Source organism: Nostoc sp. GT001, from assembly GCF_030382115.1.
GTDB lineage: Bacteria > Cyanobacteriota > Cyanobacteriia > Cyanobacteriales > Nostocaceae > Nostoc.
Window position 1 is genome coordinate 508,981 of record NZ_JAUDRJ010000003.1, and the last position, 17,922, is coordinate 526,902.

The window sequence follows — 17,922 nt, forward strand, 5'->3', positions numbered from 1 at the left end:
CAAGGGGAAAGTGAGAGAGATGAGGATGAAACTTGAGCTTTTAAGGGTGAACTTTAAAGCTTTGAGCTTCATCGTTAAACCTTTTAGCTCCATCGTTGAACCTTTTAGCTCCGTCGTTGAATCTCAGACAGAACTTTAAACTTCTAGTTTTAACACTCCCCCATCTCCCTCATCTTCCTTTTACGGATAAATTAAGATTTTATAAGTATCCGGTGTGGGTGCGATCGCTTGCTCCACAGCTGCTGATAAATTTTTCAATGGATAGCGATCGCTAATCAACGCTTGCACGTCAATTCGCTGATTAAATACAATATCAGCCGATAAATTCTGAAGCCGATAAGATGAACTGTAACTGCCTATCAAGTCAATTTCCCGACGATAGAGGATATTGGGATTAATGGGTATTTCTACTTCATCGGGGAATTCGGCAAAAAATAAGATTTTACCGCCTTTGCGGGTACTATCAAGTGCTTGAAAAAAGGCTTTATCACTAGGAACAGCCAGCAAAGTAACATCAACACCTAGTCCACCAGTTAAGGCAGAGATTTTGGCTGGTAAATCAGGATCGCGCGCATCAAAAGCCGCTTCTGCACCGACACTCAAGGCTTTATCAATTCTAGAGGGTAGTAAATCAGTAGCGATCGCTTTTGCTCCAAAATACTTCACCAACATAATGAACATTAACCCAATTGGCCCAGCACCAGTAACTAATACAGTTTGTCCTGGAGCAATTTGGGCTTTTTTCACAGCCTTCAAGCAGCAGTTAGTCGGTTCTACAAAACTGGCTTCTTCAAAACTGATATTATCCGGGATGGGAATCAACCCACCATTTTCGACAATATGTCCGGGAACTTTGACATAATCGGCAAAACCGCCACCACTGGCGTTAAAGCCTGCGGTTGTGGAGATGTTTTTGTAGACATCGCACATGGAGAAATTATCATTTAGGCAGTAAGCGCAACGCATACAAGGGATGTGGTGCATTACCGCCACCCGTTGTCCAACTTGCCAACCTTTGACATTATTGCCTAATGCTGCGATCGTGTTAAGCGGTTTCATGTCCAAAAATGCGCGGCGGTTCATAAAGTGGATAACGAATTTTTTTAATATCTGACTGACATAATCCCACAACCCGCACTTGTACCAGCACTTCATCTGGTTCCAGAGTTGGAACTGGGATATCTTCGTAAGAAAGTTGATTAACGCCTCTAAATACCTGTGCTTTCACGTTGGTTTTTCCCCGCTCAACGATACTAGATGTAACATTAGCAGTCAACGTTAAGCTATCGATTTGTGATTTCTCTGTCTAGCTTGTTCTAATTCGTAAAATAAATTATCTTGTCTGATGCCAAGCTATCTGGGGAGAATATGTCAAAACTCCAGTGAGGTTAAGTGATGGTTAATCAGACATACACAGCTGATGTTTTAGTTGTCGGTGGGGGAACTGGAGGGACTGCGGCTGCTATCCAAGCGGCGCGACGGGGAGCCAAAACCATTTTGGTGAGTGAATTTCCTTGGTTGGGGGGAATGCTCACTTCGGCTGGAGTGTCTGTACCCGATGGCAACGAATTAGAAGCCTTTCAAACCGGGTTATGGGGTGCGTTTTTGCAGGAATTGCGACAAAGACAGCCCGGTGGATTAGATAACAGTTGGGTAAGTTTTTTTAGTTACGATCCCCAGATTGGGGCAGAGATTTTTGCAGATTGGGTGCAGGAATTGCCCAATCTGCATTGGATTTCTGGACAAGTACCTTTAGAAGTCTTTCGGCAGGGTGATTCGATAACTGGTGTCCGCTTTGCTAATTTTGCTGTCACAGCCAAAATTATTCTCGATGGCACAGAATTAGGAGATTTATTAGCTTTAGCTGACATACCTTACCGTTGGGGCTGGGAATTGCGATCGCAGTGGGGAGAACCCAGCGCCCCAGTGGCTTTTAACTCTTTAACTCAGAAATATCCTGTGCAAGCGCCCACTTATGTAGTGATTATGCAGGACTTTGGTGAAGCCGTTGCCCCAGAGATTCCGGCTGCGCCTAACTATAATCCATCGCAGTTTACAGGTGCTTGGGATGGCTATGGAGCAGAGGCATTTTTAAATTATGGACGTTTGCCTGGTGGCCTGTTTATGATGAATTGGCCAATCTGTGGCAATGACTACGGCGAAGGGGTAGGGCGATTGATAGAGTCAGATGTATCCAGAGGTGAATTCATCCAAGAATCTCGCTGGCACAGCCAAAATTTTGCCCATTTTATCCAAAATCAGATTGGTCGTCGCTATGGTTTAGCAGAAAAAGTATTTCCTCACACCTCTACAGCTTTTGCACTGCATCCCTATTACCGAGAAAGCCGCCGCTTAGTGGGGCTAACTACTATACGAGAACAGGATATTTTGCCGATCGCTGGAGGGAGAGTTGCATCTATATTTAATGATGCAATCGCAGTTGGTAACTACGCCAATGACCATCATTATCCTGGCGTTCAATTCCCACTGCAACCTAAATCCATCCGTTGGGGGGGACGCTGGACTGGGACTCCCTTTACAATTCCCTACAGTTGTCTTATTCCAGCCACCACAGATGGTTTTTTGGTATGTGAAAAGAATATTTCTGTCTCCCACATTGCCAATGGCGCTACCAGATTACAACCTGTGGTTATGGGTATTGGTCAAGCAGCAGGGATGGCGGCGGCGATATGTGTTGAATTAAACTGCCAGCCAAGGGATTTACCTATTAGAAAGCTGCAAACGGCTTTATTAGAAGATAATCGCTCAAAAGCGCTAATTATTCCTTTGTTTAATCTTCCCTCCAATCGTTCGGATTGGCGGCACTGGCAACTGTATTACTTAGATAACCCACAAGCTTATCCAGTTAATGGCGATTGCCCTGACTCTGCTTTTGACAAAGCATTAATTCAGGAAAGTAACTGTTTTACAGGGATTTTTTATCGCTTGGAACAGCAGGAATACAGATTCACTGTCACAGCACCAGCCACATATCAAGGGCAAAGCTGGCAGCTTGTGACTTTGCGATCGCATATCGACGAGCAATTACGCGCTTATCCCCACGAACAATTAGTTACATTGTGGGGTCGTTACAATCACTCTGGCAATTGGTTATTAGTCGAACATCTAAACGGAGGATAAGAAGAGTTTATTTTCAGTAAAACAGAATACTTTTTGATGAATTGTCCGGATATTAATCAAAAAGCTAAGTATCAGTGAAGTGGAGAGTTCCCAAATAGACATTTGCTATGCGTGCTGCCATTTCACTTTTAGTATCGAGTCTGGTGTTCGGCCCCTTAGCTTTTAACTGCCAAGCAATGGTCAATCACTTATCAACAGAGCTGCCTTCCACGCCTACTTCGGAACAGTGGCTCTCGGCGGCATCTGAACAAGCTTCAGATGATGCGCCACGTCATCGCGGTAGTGGGCGCAGAGAAGTGACACAAAAAGTCCGAAATATCTATGCTGTGGTTTAACTACTGTAGGGTAATACCTCTTTTCCCAAAGGAACAGAATTACCAGAAAACAGGATGTTGTGCTAACGTCTCTTACACAGCTTTTCTGGCAGAGATATATACAGTTGACACACGAAAATCTTCAGCGATCGCTTAGTATTTCAACTGCAAACTTTGTATATATAATAGTTGGTCTCAATCCTGCCGATCAAAAAGCAAATCAAATTAAGGGCTTTGGTCGATAGCATTACCAACTCCTCAAAAGCTCTACAACTGTTGCTCATATTCGCTAGAAAGCTTTGTATTTCAATCCTTAATGGCTCTAGAAATAGATATTACTTAGGCTATCAGTTAATCTAAAGTACATCTAATTCAGACATTTTGTTTGTTGAGAAAATAGTCTTAAGGCAACTTCACTTTATTCCCCAATAAATTTTCTTCTCATACATTCAGTAGCTGATTATCTACATAAGCAAGTAACTGATCTTCGCTCTGACATCTGTTTAGCGTCCTTTGCCGAAGCATAAAATCCCTTTCGTTTCATTTCTTGCTTATCTAGCGTATGGATTCACATAAGTAGTATAGGTTTATTGCACTTGCTAAAAATCTACTATTTTTGAACTACTTTTGCCCCTTGGTTCGTTCTCTTCGTAGATGGCTCCCAACAAAATAGGTGTTAAGAAGGATCTGCCAGATCATCTTAGTCTTTTTAATTATTTTACACCCAAGGCCAGATGCAAAGTTTTGCATTTGGCCTTTTTAGATGAATTTTATTTAAAGAAAAGGTAGTAGGGAGCAGCACTTCTCTACAAGACGCTGCGCGTAGCTTGCTTCCCCGGAAGGGTACGGCTACGCTCGGTGACTAAGTAGAAGTTTCAGTAAGTTTTTTCCCTCTGCCCCTCGGTCACTGAGCAACTTGCCCTGAGCGTAGTCGTAAAGCCTGCGGCATAGCTACGCTTCGGGCGCAGCCTCTCGTAGAGAAGGGAGCCGAAGTGCTGCACCTCTGCCTCTTGTATCCAATGCCCTTTTACACCGTTGTTTTCTTGCGGTTATTGTCTCTTCCCTGGATGCCGTTGAGGAACATTGGCACAAACTTCTCAATAAATGTCTGTGGATCTCGCTGCCAAGCCTTTTGTGCAGCCTGAATCCTAGTAAATTGCAATTCAGGTGCTAGCAAAGTCTGGGGTAAGCGTTCCATGAGGTATTGGGGACGTTGCCAAAGCGGCATGGTATTTGCCACTTCCACCAAGTTGGCAACTCGCCGTAGTTCTGCACCCAAGGTGATGTCCATTCCTGATTCAAATGCGGCTTGTTCGATTGCGGTATATTTTCGCTTGGCTTGCTCTACTTTTTGCTGATGTTCTGGACTCTTACGCGCAATCTCTCCTAGCCAACGATTACCCCAACGGACATGTCCTGCTTCTTCTGGGAGAATTTTTTCAATCGTTTCCCGAATTTTGATGTTTTCTGCCGTTTGCGCTGCTTGCTTGAGTGCATAAATGTGGGCAGAAAAATATTCACATCCCCGTTTTTCGGTGACGTTAATTGCGGCAAGGGAAGAAATCACAAAATCTTCGAGGTTTTGGACTGGATTTTGTTGTTCGTGATCGAGCAGGCGTTCAAATTCATTGATATAGGAGGAACCGGGTGGCTTACCAATATCTGCTCCCAGTTCTGCCAACAAGTCAGTTAACCACATTGCATGACGAGCTTCATCTGAGATGTGGTGAGACAAATCCCGCACTAGTTCCCGTGGCTGTCCATTTAGTTGCTCAATTAAATCAGTCAGGTCTTTGCAACTGCGTTGTTCACTGTAACGGTAGCGGTTGAGAGTAATCAGATGGATTTCGCGATCGCATACCACCCGTTTTAATACATCTCTCGCACTCAAAACATTCTGAAATTTACGCGGGTAGGTAACTGTCATAAATTATGTAAATTTTTGTAAATCTTTATTTGATAGTAACTTAATTTTTGCGAGTGCTGTATTTGTGCCGCTTCACCGAAAGAAAGAGTAAAAGTTACAAGAATTAATCACTTAAGTTCAACTCAAGTGTAAATAAAAGTAACGAATAAATGTTCAGTCTTGGGTAAAGTGTGTTTTTAAGGTCAGACCAATCTGAAGCTAGATGATTTTAGTTATCAAAAGTGGTTTGGAGAGATTTTCCCCCAAAGCCGGAAAACTGTAGGCAAAACAAAATATAAATTTTTGTAAAAAGTAGCTTATGTTACAGAATTTTTGTTATATTAGTCTTGTAAGGAAAGGAAAATTATATATTCACGAAATAGAGAGGACTATGGTTATGTCTATTGCAGATAAATCTCGTGCATTAATGGTACGCGAACATCAACAAGTCAAGAATCGCCAACAATCAATGCTGATGCGTGCGGCACAAGAACTTGGTCTTCCTGAAGAAGTATCTCACTACTGGAACCCGATTCAAGGGAAAGTAGATGCTAGCAGTCGGATGATTTATGGTCCCAGCCACGCTTCCATGAGCTAAGTTTCAGGAATTCTAAGCTGGATTTTTTGAGTGAATGTCTGAACTGATAAATCTGAAAAAAAAGCCACCCTTTACTTTAGGGTGGCAAAACTTATTACTTTTTAGTTAAGATACGACTCTTCATTAAGCATCGTAGTAGAGGTAAAACTCGTAGGGATGAGGACGTAGCTGTAACTGCTTGGCTTCGTTAAGCTTGTAGTCAATCCAATTTTCGATAAAGTCTTCCGTGAATACGCCTGATTCTGTCAAGAAACCGTGATCGTTTTCTAGTGCTTGCAATGCTAGTTCTAAAGAACTTGGAGTTGAGGGAACCTTTGCAAGCTCCTCTGGAGAAAGTTCATAGATATTCTTATCTAAGGGTTCACCAGGATGGATTTTGTTCTTGATGCCATCGATACCAGCACAAAGCATTGCAGCAAATGCTAAGTAGGGGTTAGATGTAGCATCTGGACAACGGAATTCTAAACGCTTGGCTTTGGGGTTCTTACCAGATAGAGGAATACGGATAGAAGCAGAACGGTTTCCTTCGGAGTAAGCCAAGTTAACAGGAGCTTCATAACCAGGTACTAAGCGCTTGTATGAGTTGGTACTAGGGTTGGTAATTGCCAACAGCGCTGGTGCGTGTTTGAGAAGACCACCAATGTAGTACAACGCCATATCGCTCAAACCAGCATACTTATCACCTGCAAACAGAGGTTGGCCGTCTTTCCAGATGGACTGGTGACAGTGCATTCCCGAACCGTTGTCGCCAAAAATTGGTTTTGGCATGAAGGTGACGGTTTTGCCGTATTTCTTGGCAACGTTCTTGATGACATATTTGTAAATCATCAACCAGTCAGCCGCTTCGATCAATTTACCAAAACGGAAACCTAGTTCGCACTGACCACCAGTGGCTACTTCGTGGTGATGCTTTTCAATGGGCACACCTAATTCTGCCATTGTCAACAGCATTTCTGTACGGATATCTTGGAAAGAATCCGTTGGTGAGACTGGGAAGTAACCTTCTTTGAAGCGTGGTTTGTAACCCAAGTTGGGTTTTGCATCTGTACCAGCTTTACCGGAATTCCAAGCACCTTCTTCGGAGTCTAAGAAGTAATAACCTTCGTTAGCAGTTTGAGCAAACCTAGCACTATCAAAGATAAAGAACTCAGCTTCAGGGCCAAAGAAGGCTGTATCACCAAGACCACTGGAAACCAGGTAATCTATTGCTTTTTGGGCAATAACGCGTGGGCAACGGTTGTAAGGTTCACCCGTGCGGGGGTCTTTAATACTACAAATTATACTTAGTGTTGGGACTTCCATAAATGGGTCGATCCAAGCAGTGTTGGGGTCGAGTACCATCGTCATGTCCGATTCGTTGATCGCTTTCCAACCCCGAATGCTGGAACCGTCAAAAGGTACGCCATCAGTGAACGCAGTTTCATCGATTTGGTTTTGGTACAGTGTGAGGTGCTGCCAAGTGCCTACTGTATCGATGAATTTGAGATCAATCAGCTGAATTTTTTCATCTTGAATTTTCTTCAAGAGTTCTTGTGGTGTTGTCATTGTTACTCCTTCTCTACCAATTTCCTAAAGTCAACCAGAATCTTACATTGCATCCTAACCCTGCTGATCTCAATCAGGCCGTGACACACCAGAAATATCTTAAATACTAGACATTAGCTGATTTTGTAGCTTGTACTACAGATATCTGGATTATCAGGTTATATTAACCTTTCAGCGTTCATCTGTACAAAACTGGAAAGTTCATCATATAGGGGTCAACTTTGACATAAAATCCTTATGTAGTGGATAGATTGTTTTTGTGCCGAATCTATTTTTAATAGCACAAAAATTTACTGGTGCATAAGTGCAGCCAAATAAATATCAAACCATAAATAGCAATGATTGGGAGAAGAAGGAATGCGCGATGCGGTAACAAGTTTAATTAAGAATTATGACTTAGCTGGTCGGTATTTTGACCGGAATGCGATCGATAGCCTAAAGTCTTACTTTGATAGTGGTACAGCAAGAGTACAAGCAGCGGCGGCAATCAATTCTAATGCGGCTGCACTTGTCAAGCAAGCTGGTTTAAAGTTATATGAAGAACTACCAGAATTGATTCGTCCTGGTGGAAATTCTTATACGACTCGTCGTTATGCGGCTTGTTTGCGGGATTTAGACTACTACTTGCGTTACGCCACCTATGCGTTGGTTGCTGGGAACACAAATGTGTTGGATGAACGAGTGCTGCAAGGGCTGCGGGAAACTTACAATTCTCTAGGAGTGCCTATTGGGCCTACTGTTCGTGGTATCCAGATTCTCAAGGATCTAATTAAGGAGCAAGTAGCAGCAGCAGGTGTGGTTAATACTGCTTTTGTAGATGAACCATTTGATCACATCACACGCGAGTTGAGCGAGATAGATATTTAGCATCTAGTTCTGGGACTAGGAATCGCAGAACTATACAAACAAAGTTCGTGTAAGTGGACTTAATCATGTATCGCACTTTGACTTGATTGGCAAGGTGCGTTTACTTTTATTAATGCAAAAAACTATTTCTTGTGTGACAAATTAATTAGTACTACAACGAGAATAAGTACTGGAAAAATTTTATACCTGCTCTTCTGATGTTTATTATTCATATAAATAATTTTTGCCAATAGTTCTATGAGTATTAATGATCTAGAATTTCTGCACGGTGCGGCTTTTCTTCGACTCCTCAAAGGAACATCTTATATCTCTATCAGTTATTTATCTTATATTTATTCATCTCTTTATACTATAAAAAGCTCAAATCAAGAATCAGCTATTCTATTTAAAATATCAAACTACAACCTGTTTGGATAGGAGGAAATCTTAAACCAACTCTTTCTAATGTTTTAGATCCTTCAGTAATTGATGTATTAGTGCCAGGTTCATTAGTTTTTCCTCAAAGCCCAGCCTATAAAAAAGATGAAATCGAGAATAATTTCCAAGAAATTAATAACCTTTTAATAAATTACCAAGGCAATAATCAATATTATGAAGTTGATATAGAATTTATCATTAAAATACTCAATTATACAAAAAGTCATTATGTCCTATCGGAAAAATGGGAAGATAAACGTATTATCAAAGGATTAACAGATATAAAATCAAAGGGTATGACAAAGGGTCGTTTAAATGTTCGTAGAGGTGAAAGAAATAATAATCAGGGATTAGACATGACGAGAAAAGATCCTTTTGAGTGGATGTTTGGCTTCGGATCAGGTAGATGGTCATTAGAAGCTAAAGAAAAATATCCTGATGTCCCAACATTAATTATTTGCTATCAAAAAGGTGAAAAAAGCAAGAAATGGGATGTCATCCTATATATCTACTATATCTACCTATGTTAGTTTTACCTAAACAAAAATTTGTTTTAATGTTTAATTATAATGAGGATGAATAGGTGATATTTTGAATTAGCGATCGCTCCTAGATGAAATGCATTAGCCTATCTTATCTAGACTAGAACCGCTATAAGCCACAATAGAAGTTGCCGATGTTTGAGGCGCTGATTATGGAAGAATTATTAACTCTGAAAGACTTGCTTGTTAAGGGCGATGTTCAAGGAGCATTAATTATAGTTGAAGAATTAGAGGAAATGAGCCGAAATGACATAATAAAGACGATTCGTAGCTATGCAGTGATTTTGCTGTTGCATTTGATTAAACAACAAGCTGAAAATCGCACTACTCGCTCTTGGGAAGTATCAATTCGGAATTCGGTTCGGGAAATTCAGCGGGAAAACAAGCGGCGCAAAGCTGGAGGCTATTATCTTGCGCCAGAAGAATTACTAGAAACCTTAGCAGAAGCCTATTTAAATGCCATTGATGAGGCTTCCTTAGAAGTAGAAGAAGGTCGTTATGAAGCCCAAGAATTAGAAAAGCTGGTTAACCGAGAACAAATTATCAATCGTGCTTTGGCTTTAATCTTACCAGGAGAGTCTAGTTAATTGGCTAAACAGCGACTCGATACACTATTAGTAGAGCTAAATTTATGTTCTTCTCGCGCCTTAGCACAGCGGTTAATTCAGGCGGGGGAAGTTACTGTTAATCAGCAGTTAGTTGATAAACCTGGTACTGAAGTTGATATTGCAGCTCAAATAAATATTAAAGAGCGATCGCCTTTTGTTTCTAGAGGCGGTGAAAAACTCTCTAAAGCTTTATCAGTATTTGCCATTCCTGTAGTAGAGCGCATTTGTTTAGATGGTGGGATTTCTACTGGTGGTTTTACTGATTGTCTCTTACAAGCTGGAGCAAAACAAGTTTACGGTATTGATGTCGGTTACGGACAAGTTGACTGGCGGTTGCGAAACGATCCGCGGGTGATTTTGCGGGAACGCACCAATTTACGGCAACTACGACCGGATGAGTTATATGGTGAAAATGACCCGATTCCTGATTTGGCGGTGGTTGATGTCTCGTTTATTTCTTTAACGAAAATTCTGCCTGCTTTGTGGCAATTAACTCAAGCTAACCGAGAAGTTGTGTTGTTAGTCAAGCCACAGTTTGAAGTTGGCAGATCCCGTGTGGGTAAAAAAGGTGTTGTGCGCGATCCAAACGACCAAGCTGATGCCATTTTCCAGGTGTTGCAAACAGCCCACGAATTAGGGTGGAAATACAAAGGCTTAACTTGGTCGCCGATCACTAGCCCGGCTGGGAATATCGAATATCTGCTGTGGTTGGGAATGGAAAGTGAAATACCATCACTTGATTTAGAGGCAATTAAGCTAATAACGCAATTAGCAACAACTGATTTACGGAAAAGTTAAACAAGAATGCAGAATTCAGAATCAATTAGTAGGGTGCTTAAACCCACATATTCATTTGCACTTGGACTCTAATTCATACTGTTAGCGGATAGCTAAGGTTTAGCCCATTCTGACTCCTGACTCCTGAATTCTTTCTTGTTAAACGTCGTAGATCAAACATTCTACGGAAGCTGGATGGCGATCGCAATAATTTTCCAAAGAGGTTTTCTTTGATTTTGCTTGCTGTTGATGAGATTTCTCGGCTTGCAATTCTTCTACAATGTCCCAGGCTACAGCACAACCAGCAGAATTACTGCCATCTAAATCGCAAGTTGTCCGAGCTTCAGTAATGGCTTCAGTAATGGCTTCTTCAAGATTTGCTGCCTTAGCAGTTTCAAATTTTAGGGTAGTTGTCATGATCATTTCACCTTTAATTTACGCAGATAGATATTAGGAAATAGGGAATCGTTTTATTTCCTATAACCTGTTCCCTCAATCTTGCATCCCAAATTCAGAATGTCAGTCAATTGTCAGAGGAGTTTGATAGAAGTTGATAAACACTTATAAACGGTAACAAATGCTTAATAAATCTTATTTATTCTCAATATTTTATGCCTAACTCTTGTCGCAGACGATACAGAATTGTATTCTGGTCAACTTGAGATAAAATTTCTTGAATGACACTGCTAGCGCCCAATTGTCCCCAAGTGCAGCCTTTTTCGAGATAGACTTGGGCAGCTTTACCAACGGAATATGCGCCATAACCTGCGATACCAGCTTGAGCGATCGCACTGCCAGCAAAAGCAGTAATATTGCTGGGATTATCACCACTAGTTATTGCGGCAGTACTCTTACCTAAACCCAAAAGCAAACTACTACCTAGTTCTCCCAGTAGTAAACTACCAGAACTAAATAAAATCGTTTTTAAAATTTTCCCGGCTTCATAGCTAGTCATCGGCAAACCATATAATCTAGCGAGAGCGCGAATTAAAGCTAAATCAGCAACAGTTCCGCCAAGGATATCTAAAAAGGCGATGGGATTGAGCATTACTGCCAAAGCTTTGTATTTGGTAAATTGCCAAATAATTTCTTCGGCTTCCTTTTCGCGTAAATCGATGGTTTTTTGAGCGATCGCGGCTTCTGCATCCCGTGCTTGGATGAGTGCATTTAAAGCCAGAAGCGATCGCCCTTCCCGATTGAGAATATTCAGAATTATCTCTTTGAGTTCGTCTACTTGGGGTGGTGGTGTTTCCCATTCATAAGTGACACGCCCATCAGGCCATTCAACCCTAACTTCCATTGCTGTTGGTTCCGCTGCCACCATCACAATTTCATCAGGTAGTAGAGGCTTTGCTTCAGGATGCCCTGCACCCAGTTGTTGTAAATTTTGGTAAATTGCTCCTTGGTCTGTATCTGGGTAAAGGTCTATTTTGTTAAACACTAAAATCAGGGGTTTTTGCGATCGCCTTAATTGCAGCAGCGCTTGATACTCAGTGCGCGTGATATCACCAGACACGACAAACAAAATCAAATCCGCCTGATGTACCACCTCTCGTGCCATATCCGCCCGTGACTCCCCCTCAATTTCATCTAATCCAGGGGTATCAATTAACTCTACTAGCACCTTATCACTGGGCTGCCAGCGCACGGAACGGGGCCATTGGGTGACACCATTCAGGGGCCCAGTTTGCAAAATCTTGTCTCCCAGCAAGGCATTTAAAACTGCTGACTTTCCCCGACTCACCAAACCAAAGACGGCAATTCTAATGACGTTAGAATCTAGCTTGTTGAGTGTGGCATTCAAAGCTTCAAATTCTGGTTTCATCAAACCTACCAATTCTGGGTTAGATGACAACTGTCCTGACTTACGAAGATATCCATACCAAGAAAGCGCTTGTCTGAGACTGGCGCGGGCACGATTTAAGTGAGTTTCTTGCACATTACGATAAACCGACATAATATCAACACTTTTAGCCTTCACTCTCTCTAAAATGCTCATCCAATGCTCAAAAAACTTACTTTCAGCATTCGATTGTGAATAATAGGTATGAATTTGTACTCATTAACCATGCTTAACTAATGCTCACTTTTTCAACCCCATGATCAGGGGAAGGAAAAGTTAAACACACCTCTCTATCTTATATCCCTAAGTTCTTGGACTAATACTCTATATATAGGACATAAAAAGTCTCTAACTTTATGAGGTCAGAGATTAGGTGTTTTATAAATCTTAAGAAATATGTGACTAATGTATAGCTTCAAAGAGAGACTAACGCCAAAATCTACACTTAGATCGGAGGCGGATTGGCTCCGGCTTTGTTCAGTTTTAGTCTGGTTTGAAATCCTCTTATGTAACTCTCTTCTCTACAAGAGGCTGCCCCAACATGACGTTACACGTAGGTTGCTTCCCTGTAAGGGTACAATTTTGAAATTTTAATTTTGAGTTGTTAATCTGGGTATCCTAAGAAAGACAAGGTTAGATGATATAGACGCAGGAACAAAGTTTATAACTTATGTATGAGTAGAGAAAACAACTATAATTTCTACTACAAAAACTGATTGAACAATTAGCCAACTCATTCTATAAAAAGAAGAGTGCTGAGTTCCGTTAGCGCTGAGTGCGGTCAATCATGAAGGTAAAGGCTCGTCTACACCCTCATACCAATTTTGCGATGCCTGCGGTAAATGCTAGCCTACGCAGATGGTGAGAACTTTGATTGAGCAAGTTTTCTTATAAGTGCAGCCTGAAATTCTGGACTTATAGGAGCAGTCTTTTTCAGATTAAGACATAAATACTAATTATATAAGAAATTGAGGAACAGCCATGCGAGGAAATGAGCGGGAAAAAATACGCCATCTGTTGGTCATCCAAGACCTGGAAGGGCGGCGAACTGTCCCCTTGCGAGAGACTACTTATTCTCTGGGGCGGCATCCTGCAAACACTATTGTCTTGGCTTCCCGATCAGTATCAATGCAACATGCAATTTTATTGCGAGTAACTGTTCCAGAAACTGACCAGTACGGCTTCCAGATTATTGATGGTAACTATAAGGGAAAAGGAAGTACTAATGGCTTATTTGTAAATGGCACTAAATGCTTTTCTCATAATCTTAGGCATGGAGATGTCATTGCTTTTGGCAGTAATAAAGCTCAGGCTAAATATTATGCTATTTCCAATATTTCCGAACAAGCATTTTCTGAATCTTTTGATGTTGAAGACTTATCTGGTTTTTTTTCAGAGCAAGCCAGTCCTGCCAATCCTTTTCAAACCTTAGCCATCGATCCCAGTTTTGAAGCAGCTAGTGAGTCTGCTCTAGCTCGCCTAGCATCCTTTCCTGAACTCATCCCCAATCCAATTATTGAGATGGATTTCGAGGGAAGAATTACGTATCTCAATCCAGCCGCAGCTATCAAGTTTCCTAATCTTAGGGAAGTTGGGACAGAACACCCAATCTTAACGGGACTCTTGATTGGAGTTAACAATTTAGAAAAAAATTCTTTTGTGCGGGAGGTGGAAGTAGGTACAGAAGTTTTTGAACAATCCGTACTTTATCTTCCTGAAAGTGATTTAATTAGAACTTTTATTATTAGGGATATTACAGAGCAAAAGCAAGCTACAGCCGAACTGCGCCAGCGCGATCGCTTGCTACAAGCAGTTGCAGAAGCTGCCAATTATTTGCTAGGAGAAATGAATTACGAAACTGGTATCGATCTAGCTCTAGCTGTACTGGGTGAAGCTGCCAAGGCAGATCGTGCCTATCTCTTTCAGAACCATCTTCACCCGATTACAGAGGAAATGGCAGTCAGTCTAAGGTTTGAATGGACACAATCTTTTATTGAATCTACCCATCACCATTGGCAGAATCAGCCTTATCAAGCTCCTGAATTAGCCCGTTGGTACACAATTCTCTCTAGCGGCCAGTCGATTAGCGGTATCACTCAAAAATTTCCTGTCGCCGAACAAAAATTCCTGATTAGAGATGGCATTAAATCCCTTCTCTTGGTACCTCTTCGCTTGGATAATGATTTCTGGGGGTATCTTGGCTTGGCAGACTGCACCTTTGAGCGTCATTGGTCAAAGCATGAAGAATCTACTCTTTTGACCATGGCCGCCAGTATTATTGGTGCGCGGCAGCGTCAGCAAGTAGAAGAAAAGATTCGCTATCAAGCCCTCCATGACTTGCTGACAGGGTTGCCCAATCGTCTGTTATTTAATGAGCTGCTCAGTAAAACTCTGCCTAACGCCACTCGAAATGGCGAAAGTTTAGCTGTGATTTTCCTCGATTTGGATCGCTTTAAGGTGATTAATGATACTCTGGGGCATACTCTGGGAGACCAATTGTTACAAAGCGTCTCTCAAAGATTAAAAGACTCACTCAGAGGCGGAGACACTGTAGCCCGTTGGGGAGGCGATGAATTTACTATTTTACTCCCACGAGTCAATGATATTGAAGAGGTAACTCTGGTGGCGCAGAGAATTTTACAAGCCTTAGAGGATGCTTTTCATCTCCAAGAGCATGAACTTTATGTAACTGCTAGCCTCGGTATTGCCTTACTTGATAGCAACAGCCCTGATACCGAAACACTAATCCAGCACGCAGATGCTGCTTTGTATTACGCCAAGGACAAAGGGCGGAATAACTATCAATTTTACAGTGTTTCCCTGAGTGCTAAAAATCCTGAACTCCTGACTTTAGAAAAGAGCTTGCGCTATGCCCTAGAACGGAATGAATTTAAGCTTTATTATCAGCCTCGTGTGAACATTGCCACAGGAGAAATTACTAGTATGGAGGCTCTGTTGCGTTGGCAGCACCCAGAGATGGGATTGGTTGCCCCTAGTGTATTCATTCCTCTGGTCGAAGAAAGTGGATTAATTGTCCCCATCGGCGAATGGACTCTACAGACGGCCTGTAGCCAAAATAAAGCATGGCAAGATGCTGGATTGCCACCGATTAAAATCGCTGTCAATCTTTCTCTGAAGCAGTTCCGCCAACCAAAATTAGTAGAGACTATAGCTAAGGTTTTAGAACAAACTGGTCTGGAGCCGCGCTTTTTAGAATTAGAAATTATGGAAACCACAGCGATTGAAGACTTGGGTTTTACCAGAAGGGTGTTAGAGGAGCTACAGCAGATGGGTATTTACATCTCCATCGATGACTTTGGTACAGGTCATTCCTCGCTCTCGCGCCTACAGCTTTTGCCACTCCACAATCTGAAAATAGATAAATCTTTCATTCAATATTTGACGCAGGATGCCAAAGTAGCTCATATTATCCAGGCCATAGTTACCTTGGGACACAGCTTGGGATTAAAGTTAACAGCCGAAGGGGTAGAAAAGGAAGAGGAATTGGAATTCTTGAAATCTATCAACTGCGAGGAGGTGCAGGGTTTTTTATTCTACCGCCCACTTTCTGAACAGAAAGCAACAGAAGTTCTCGAAAGCAAACGACTAACGATCTAGACCAGTGAGGATACAATAAAATTCATCGTCCTGCTGCCGACCTTTTTCGTCCTATGCTACCAGTCATATATTCCGACGAATTTTTAGATCACAAGACTGGAAAATACCATCCCGAAAAACCAGAACGTTTAAGTGCGATCGCAAATGCCCTAAAAGCAGCTACATTCGCAGATCAAATCACTTGGCACTTGCCTACACCAGCATCAGAACAAGCATCACTGATGTCTTCGTTGGTTAAAGCACATAGCCCAGCCTACATCAAAAAACTGTGGCAAATCGCTTCTAGTGGCGGCGGCCCTTTGGATGGAGATACGCCAGTTTCCCCGCGTAGTTATGATGTGGCATTGTTGGCAGTCAGTGCATGGTTGGATGGAGTTGAGGTTGTGTTAGGGTCGGCTAATCCAGCTTTTGTACTAGCGCGTCCCCCAGGACATCATGCTGAAAGTGATGCAGGGATGGGCTTTTGCCTATTTTCTAATGCCGCGATCGCTGCTTTATTTGCTTTAGAACAACCTGGAATTAACCGCGTCGCCATCCTTGATTGGGATGTACATCATGGTAATGGTACTCAGGCGATCGTGGAAACTGAAGCACGCATCGCCTATTGTTCTCTACATCAGTACCCATGCTATCCCGGTACGGGAAGATCGACAGAACGAGGTTTTCACAATAATGTATTAAATTTACCAGTACCCCCTGGTAGTGATATTGCTGTATATCAGCCACTATTTGAAAAACAGGTAGTACCGTTTTTAGCCAACTTCCAGCCAGATTTACTAATTGTGAGTGCTGGTTACGATGCCAATGCGGAAGATCCTTTGGCAAGTATTAATTTACAGCCAGAAGACTACGCTTTATTTACTGATTATTGTTTGGGGCTAACTCGTAAAATTCTGTTTGGCTTAGAAGGTGGTTACGACTTCGATACTCTTTCTCAATCAGTTGTAGCGACGATTGAACGTTGTTTACTTTAAGCTTGTCTTGTTTGATATATAGCCGTAGTCACATAGGTTAGGACATTTTGAAAACGTGAATGCTAGGAATAGTAATAGTTTTACCTTCTGCCTCCTGCCTTCTGCCTTCTGCCTCCTGCTATATATACCGACGATCGCAATTAACAAGGGTAATAGCCTAAATTCTCTACGAAGATTTGGGAACACTGAATACTGACACGGTTATAGCTGACATACAGTTATGAAAATTTCTCACAAACTGGTTGCAAGCTTTGTTGGTGTTTCCTTATTAAGGATTGTAGTTGGTGCGGTTGCGATCGCCAACGATGGTTGTGCGATGCCTGAAACAGTGCGCTCGCGCATTTTTGATCCTTTTTTCACCACGAAACCCATCGGCAAAGATACTGGTATGGGCCCCATGCCTCACTCCCTTTCTGATAAACTTCATAGAATCTTCAGAAAGAAAAATTTTCAGCGGGGTTCTGAAAGAGCTAAAGTTTTGTTAAGATGCAATTGCTAGCAGTTTCTCAGCGAAATTCACCTATCGGGTGTGGAGAAATAAAAAGCACAAGCAGCACAAATTTAAAAGGTGAAGCAATGACCACCTATATTTTTTTCGATGAAGCCCTACGAATGCTGACCAACGCCTATTTGATATCAGTAGTACTGTTAATGGCAGCTTCTGGTATAGGTTTGGCGGTGATTGAGACAATAGAAAAGACAGGAGAACGCTAAGTTTACGGATGGCAATGTAGTTCCTGCCAAAAACCTTTGGATACAAGTGTTCGCTGTG

Annotated in this window: 15 protein-coding genes and 1 pseudogene; 10 read left to right on the plus strand and 6 right to left on the minus strand. The window is 41.9% G+C overall.

The window, feature by feature from the left end:
* Positions 1 to 180 precede the first annotated feature (180 nt).
* A pseudogene (locus QUD05_RS05030) lies at positions 181 to 1,228 on the minus strand (zinc-dependent dehydrogenase).
* Positions 1,229 to 1,395: 167 nt separating this feature from the next.
* Here QUD05_RS05030 and QUD05_RS05035 point away from each other — a divergent pair.
* On the plus strand, positions 1,396 to 3,141 hold the full coding sequence (locus tag QUD05_RS05035) for an FAD-dependent oxidoreductase (RefSeq protein ID WP_289795130.1): 1,746 nt from the start codon (positions 1,396 to 1,398) through the stop codon (positions 3,139 to 3,141).
* Between the two features lie 107 nt (positions 3,142 to 3,248).
* Positions 3,249 to 3,476 carry a heterocyst-inhibiting protein PatX gene (gene patX, locus QUD05_RS05040; protein ID WP_094349725.1) on the plus strand — a complete coding sequence of 76 codons (228 nt, stop codon included), beginning with the start codon at positions 3,249 to 3,251 and terminating at the stop codon, positions 3,474 to 3,476.
* Positions 3,477 to 4,482: 1,006 nt separating this feature from the next.
* On the opposite strand, the gene QUD05_RS05045 is transcribed toward patX, so the two are convergent.
* Positions 4,483 to 5,382, minus strand: a complete 900-nt coding sequence (locus QUD05_RS05045; protein ID WP_289795131.1) for a ferritin-like domain-containing protein — start codon at positions 5,380 to 5,382, stop codon at positions 4,483 to 4,485.
* 376 nt (positions 5,383 to 5,758) lie between these two features.
* Between QUD05_RS05045 and gifA the strand changes: the two genes are divergently transcribed.
* Positions 5,759 to 5,959: a glutamine synthetase inactivation factor IF7A gene (gene gifA / locus QUD05_RS05050; RefSeq protein ID WP_012411649.1), complete on the plus strand. Its 201-nt coding sequence runs from the start codon at positions 5,759 to 5,761 to the stop codon at positions 5,957 to 5,959.
* A 123-nt stretch (positions 5,960 to 6,082) separates the two neighbouring features.
* Here the strand turns inward: gifA and glnA are convergent, their stop codons facing one another.
* Positions 6,083 to 7,504, minus strand: a complete 1,422-nt coding sequence (gene glnA, locus QUD05_RS05055) for a type I glutamate--ammonia ligase (protein WP_289795132.1) — start codon at positions 7,502 to 7,504, stop codon at positions 6,083 to 6,085.
* Between the two features lie 357 nt (positions 7,505 to 7,861).
* Here glnA and apcB point away from each other — a divergent pair, with 357 nt between their 5' ends.
* The 4 genes from apcB (at position 7,862) to QUD05_RS05075 (ending at position 10,736) form a co-directional block, all read left to right on the plus strand.
* Positions 7,862 to 8,371, plus strand: coding sequence for an allophycocyanin subunit beta (gene apcB, locus QUD05_RS05060; RefSeq protein WP_289795133.1), 510 nt, complete (start codon positions 7,862 to 7,864; stop codon positions 8,369 to 8,371).
* Positions 8,372 to 8,847: 476 nt separating this feature from the next.
* A complete protein-coding gene (locus QUD05_RS05065; protein WP_289795134.1) occupies positions 8,848 to 9,318 on the plus strand; it encodes a hypothetical protein in 471 nt (156 codons plus the stop codon).
* 164 nt (positions 9,319 to 9,482) lie between these two features.
* Positions 9,483 to 9,917 (plus strand): DUF29 family protein, encoded by a 435-nt coding sequence (locus QUD05_RS05070; protein ID WP_289795135.1) that lies wholly within the window; start codon positions 9,483 to 9,485, stop codon positions 9,915 to 9,917.
* Positions 9,918 to 10,736, plus strand: a complete 819-nt coding sequence (locus tag QUD05_RS05075) for a TlyA family RNA methyltransferase (protein ID WP_289795136.1) — start codon at positions 9,918 to 9,920, stop codon at positions 10,734 to 10,736.
* Positions 10,737 to 10,874: 138 nt separating this feature from the next.
* On the opposite strand, the gene QUD05_RS05080 is transcribed toward QUD05_RS05075, so the two are convergent.
* Both QUD05_RS05080 and QUD05_RS05085 read right to left on the minus strand, forming a co-directional pair.
* A complete protein-coding gene (locus QUD05_RS05080; RefSeq protein ID WP_289795137.1) occupies positions 10,875 to 11,132 on the minus strand; it encodes a Calvin cycle protein CP12 in 258 nt (85 codons plus the stop codon).
* Between the two features lie 184 nt (positions 11,133 to 11,316).
* Positions 11,317 to 12,714, minus strand: coding sequence for a GTP-binding protein (locus QUD05_RS05085; protein WP_289795138.1), 1,398 nt, complete (start codon positions 12,712 to 12,714; stop codon positions 11,317 to 11,319).
* Positions 12,715 to 13,539: 825 nt separating this feature from the next.
* On the opposite strand from QUD05_RS05085, the gene QUD05_RS05090 reads away from it, so the two are divergent.
* Both QUD05_RS05090 and QUD05_RS05095 read left to right on the plus strand, forming a co-directional pair.
* On the plus strand, positions 13,540 to 16,176 hold the full coding sequence (locus QUD05_RS05090; protein WP_289795139.1) for an EAL domain-containing protein: 2,637 nt from the start codon (positions 13,540 to 13,542) through the stop codon (positions 16,174 to 16,176).
* Positions 16,177 to 16,229: 53 nt separating this feature from the next.
* Positions 16,230 to 17,150 carry a histone deacetylase family protein gene (locus QUD05_RS05095; protein WP_289795140.1) on the plus strand — a complete coding sequence of 307 codons (921 nt, stop codon included), beginning with the start codon at positions 16,230 to 16,232 and terminating at the stop codon, positions 17,148 to 17,150.
* A 231-nt stretch (positions 17,151 to 17,381) separates the two neighbouring features.
* On the opposite strand, the gene QUD05_RS05100 is transcribed toward QUD05_RS05095, so the two are convergent.
* Positions 17,382 to 17,549, minus strand: coding sequence for a hypothetical protein (locus QUD05_RS05100; protein ID WP_289795141.1), 168 nt, complete (start codon positions 17,547 to 17,549; stop codon positions 17,382 to 17,384).
* An 87-nt stretch (positions 17,550 to 17,636) separates the two neighbouring features.
* Here QUD05_RS05100 and QUD05_RS05105 point away from each other — a divergent pair, with 87 nt between their 5' ends.
* Positions 17,637 to 17,864: a hypothetical protein gene (locus QUD05_RS05105; RefSeq protein ID WP_289800140.1), complete on the plus strand. Its 228-nt coding sequence runs from the start codon at positions 17,637 to 17,639 to the stop codon at positions 17,862 to 17,864.
* Positions 17,865 to 17,922: the final 58 nt, after the last annotated feature.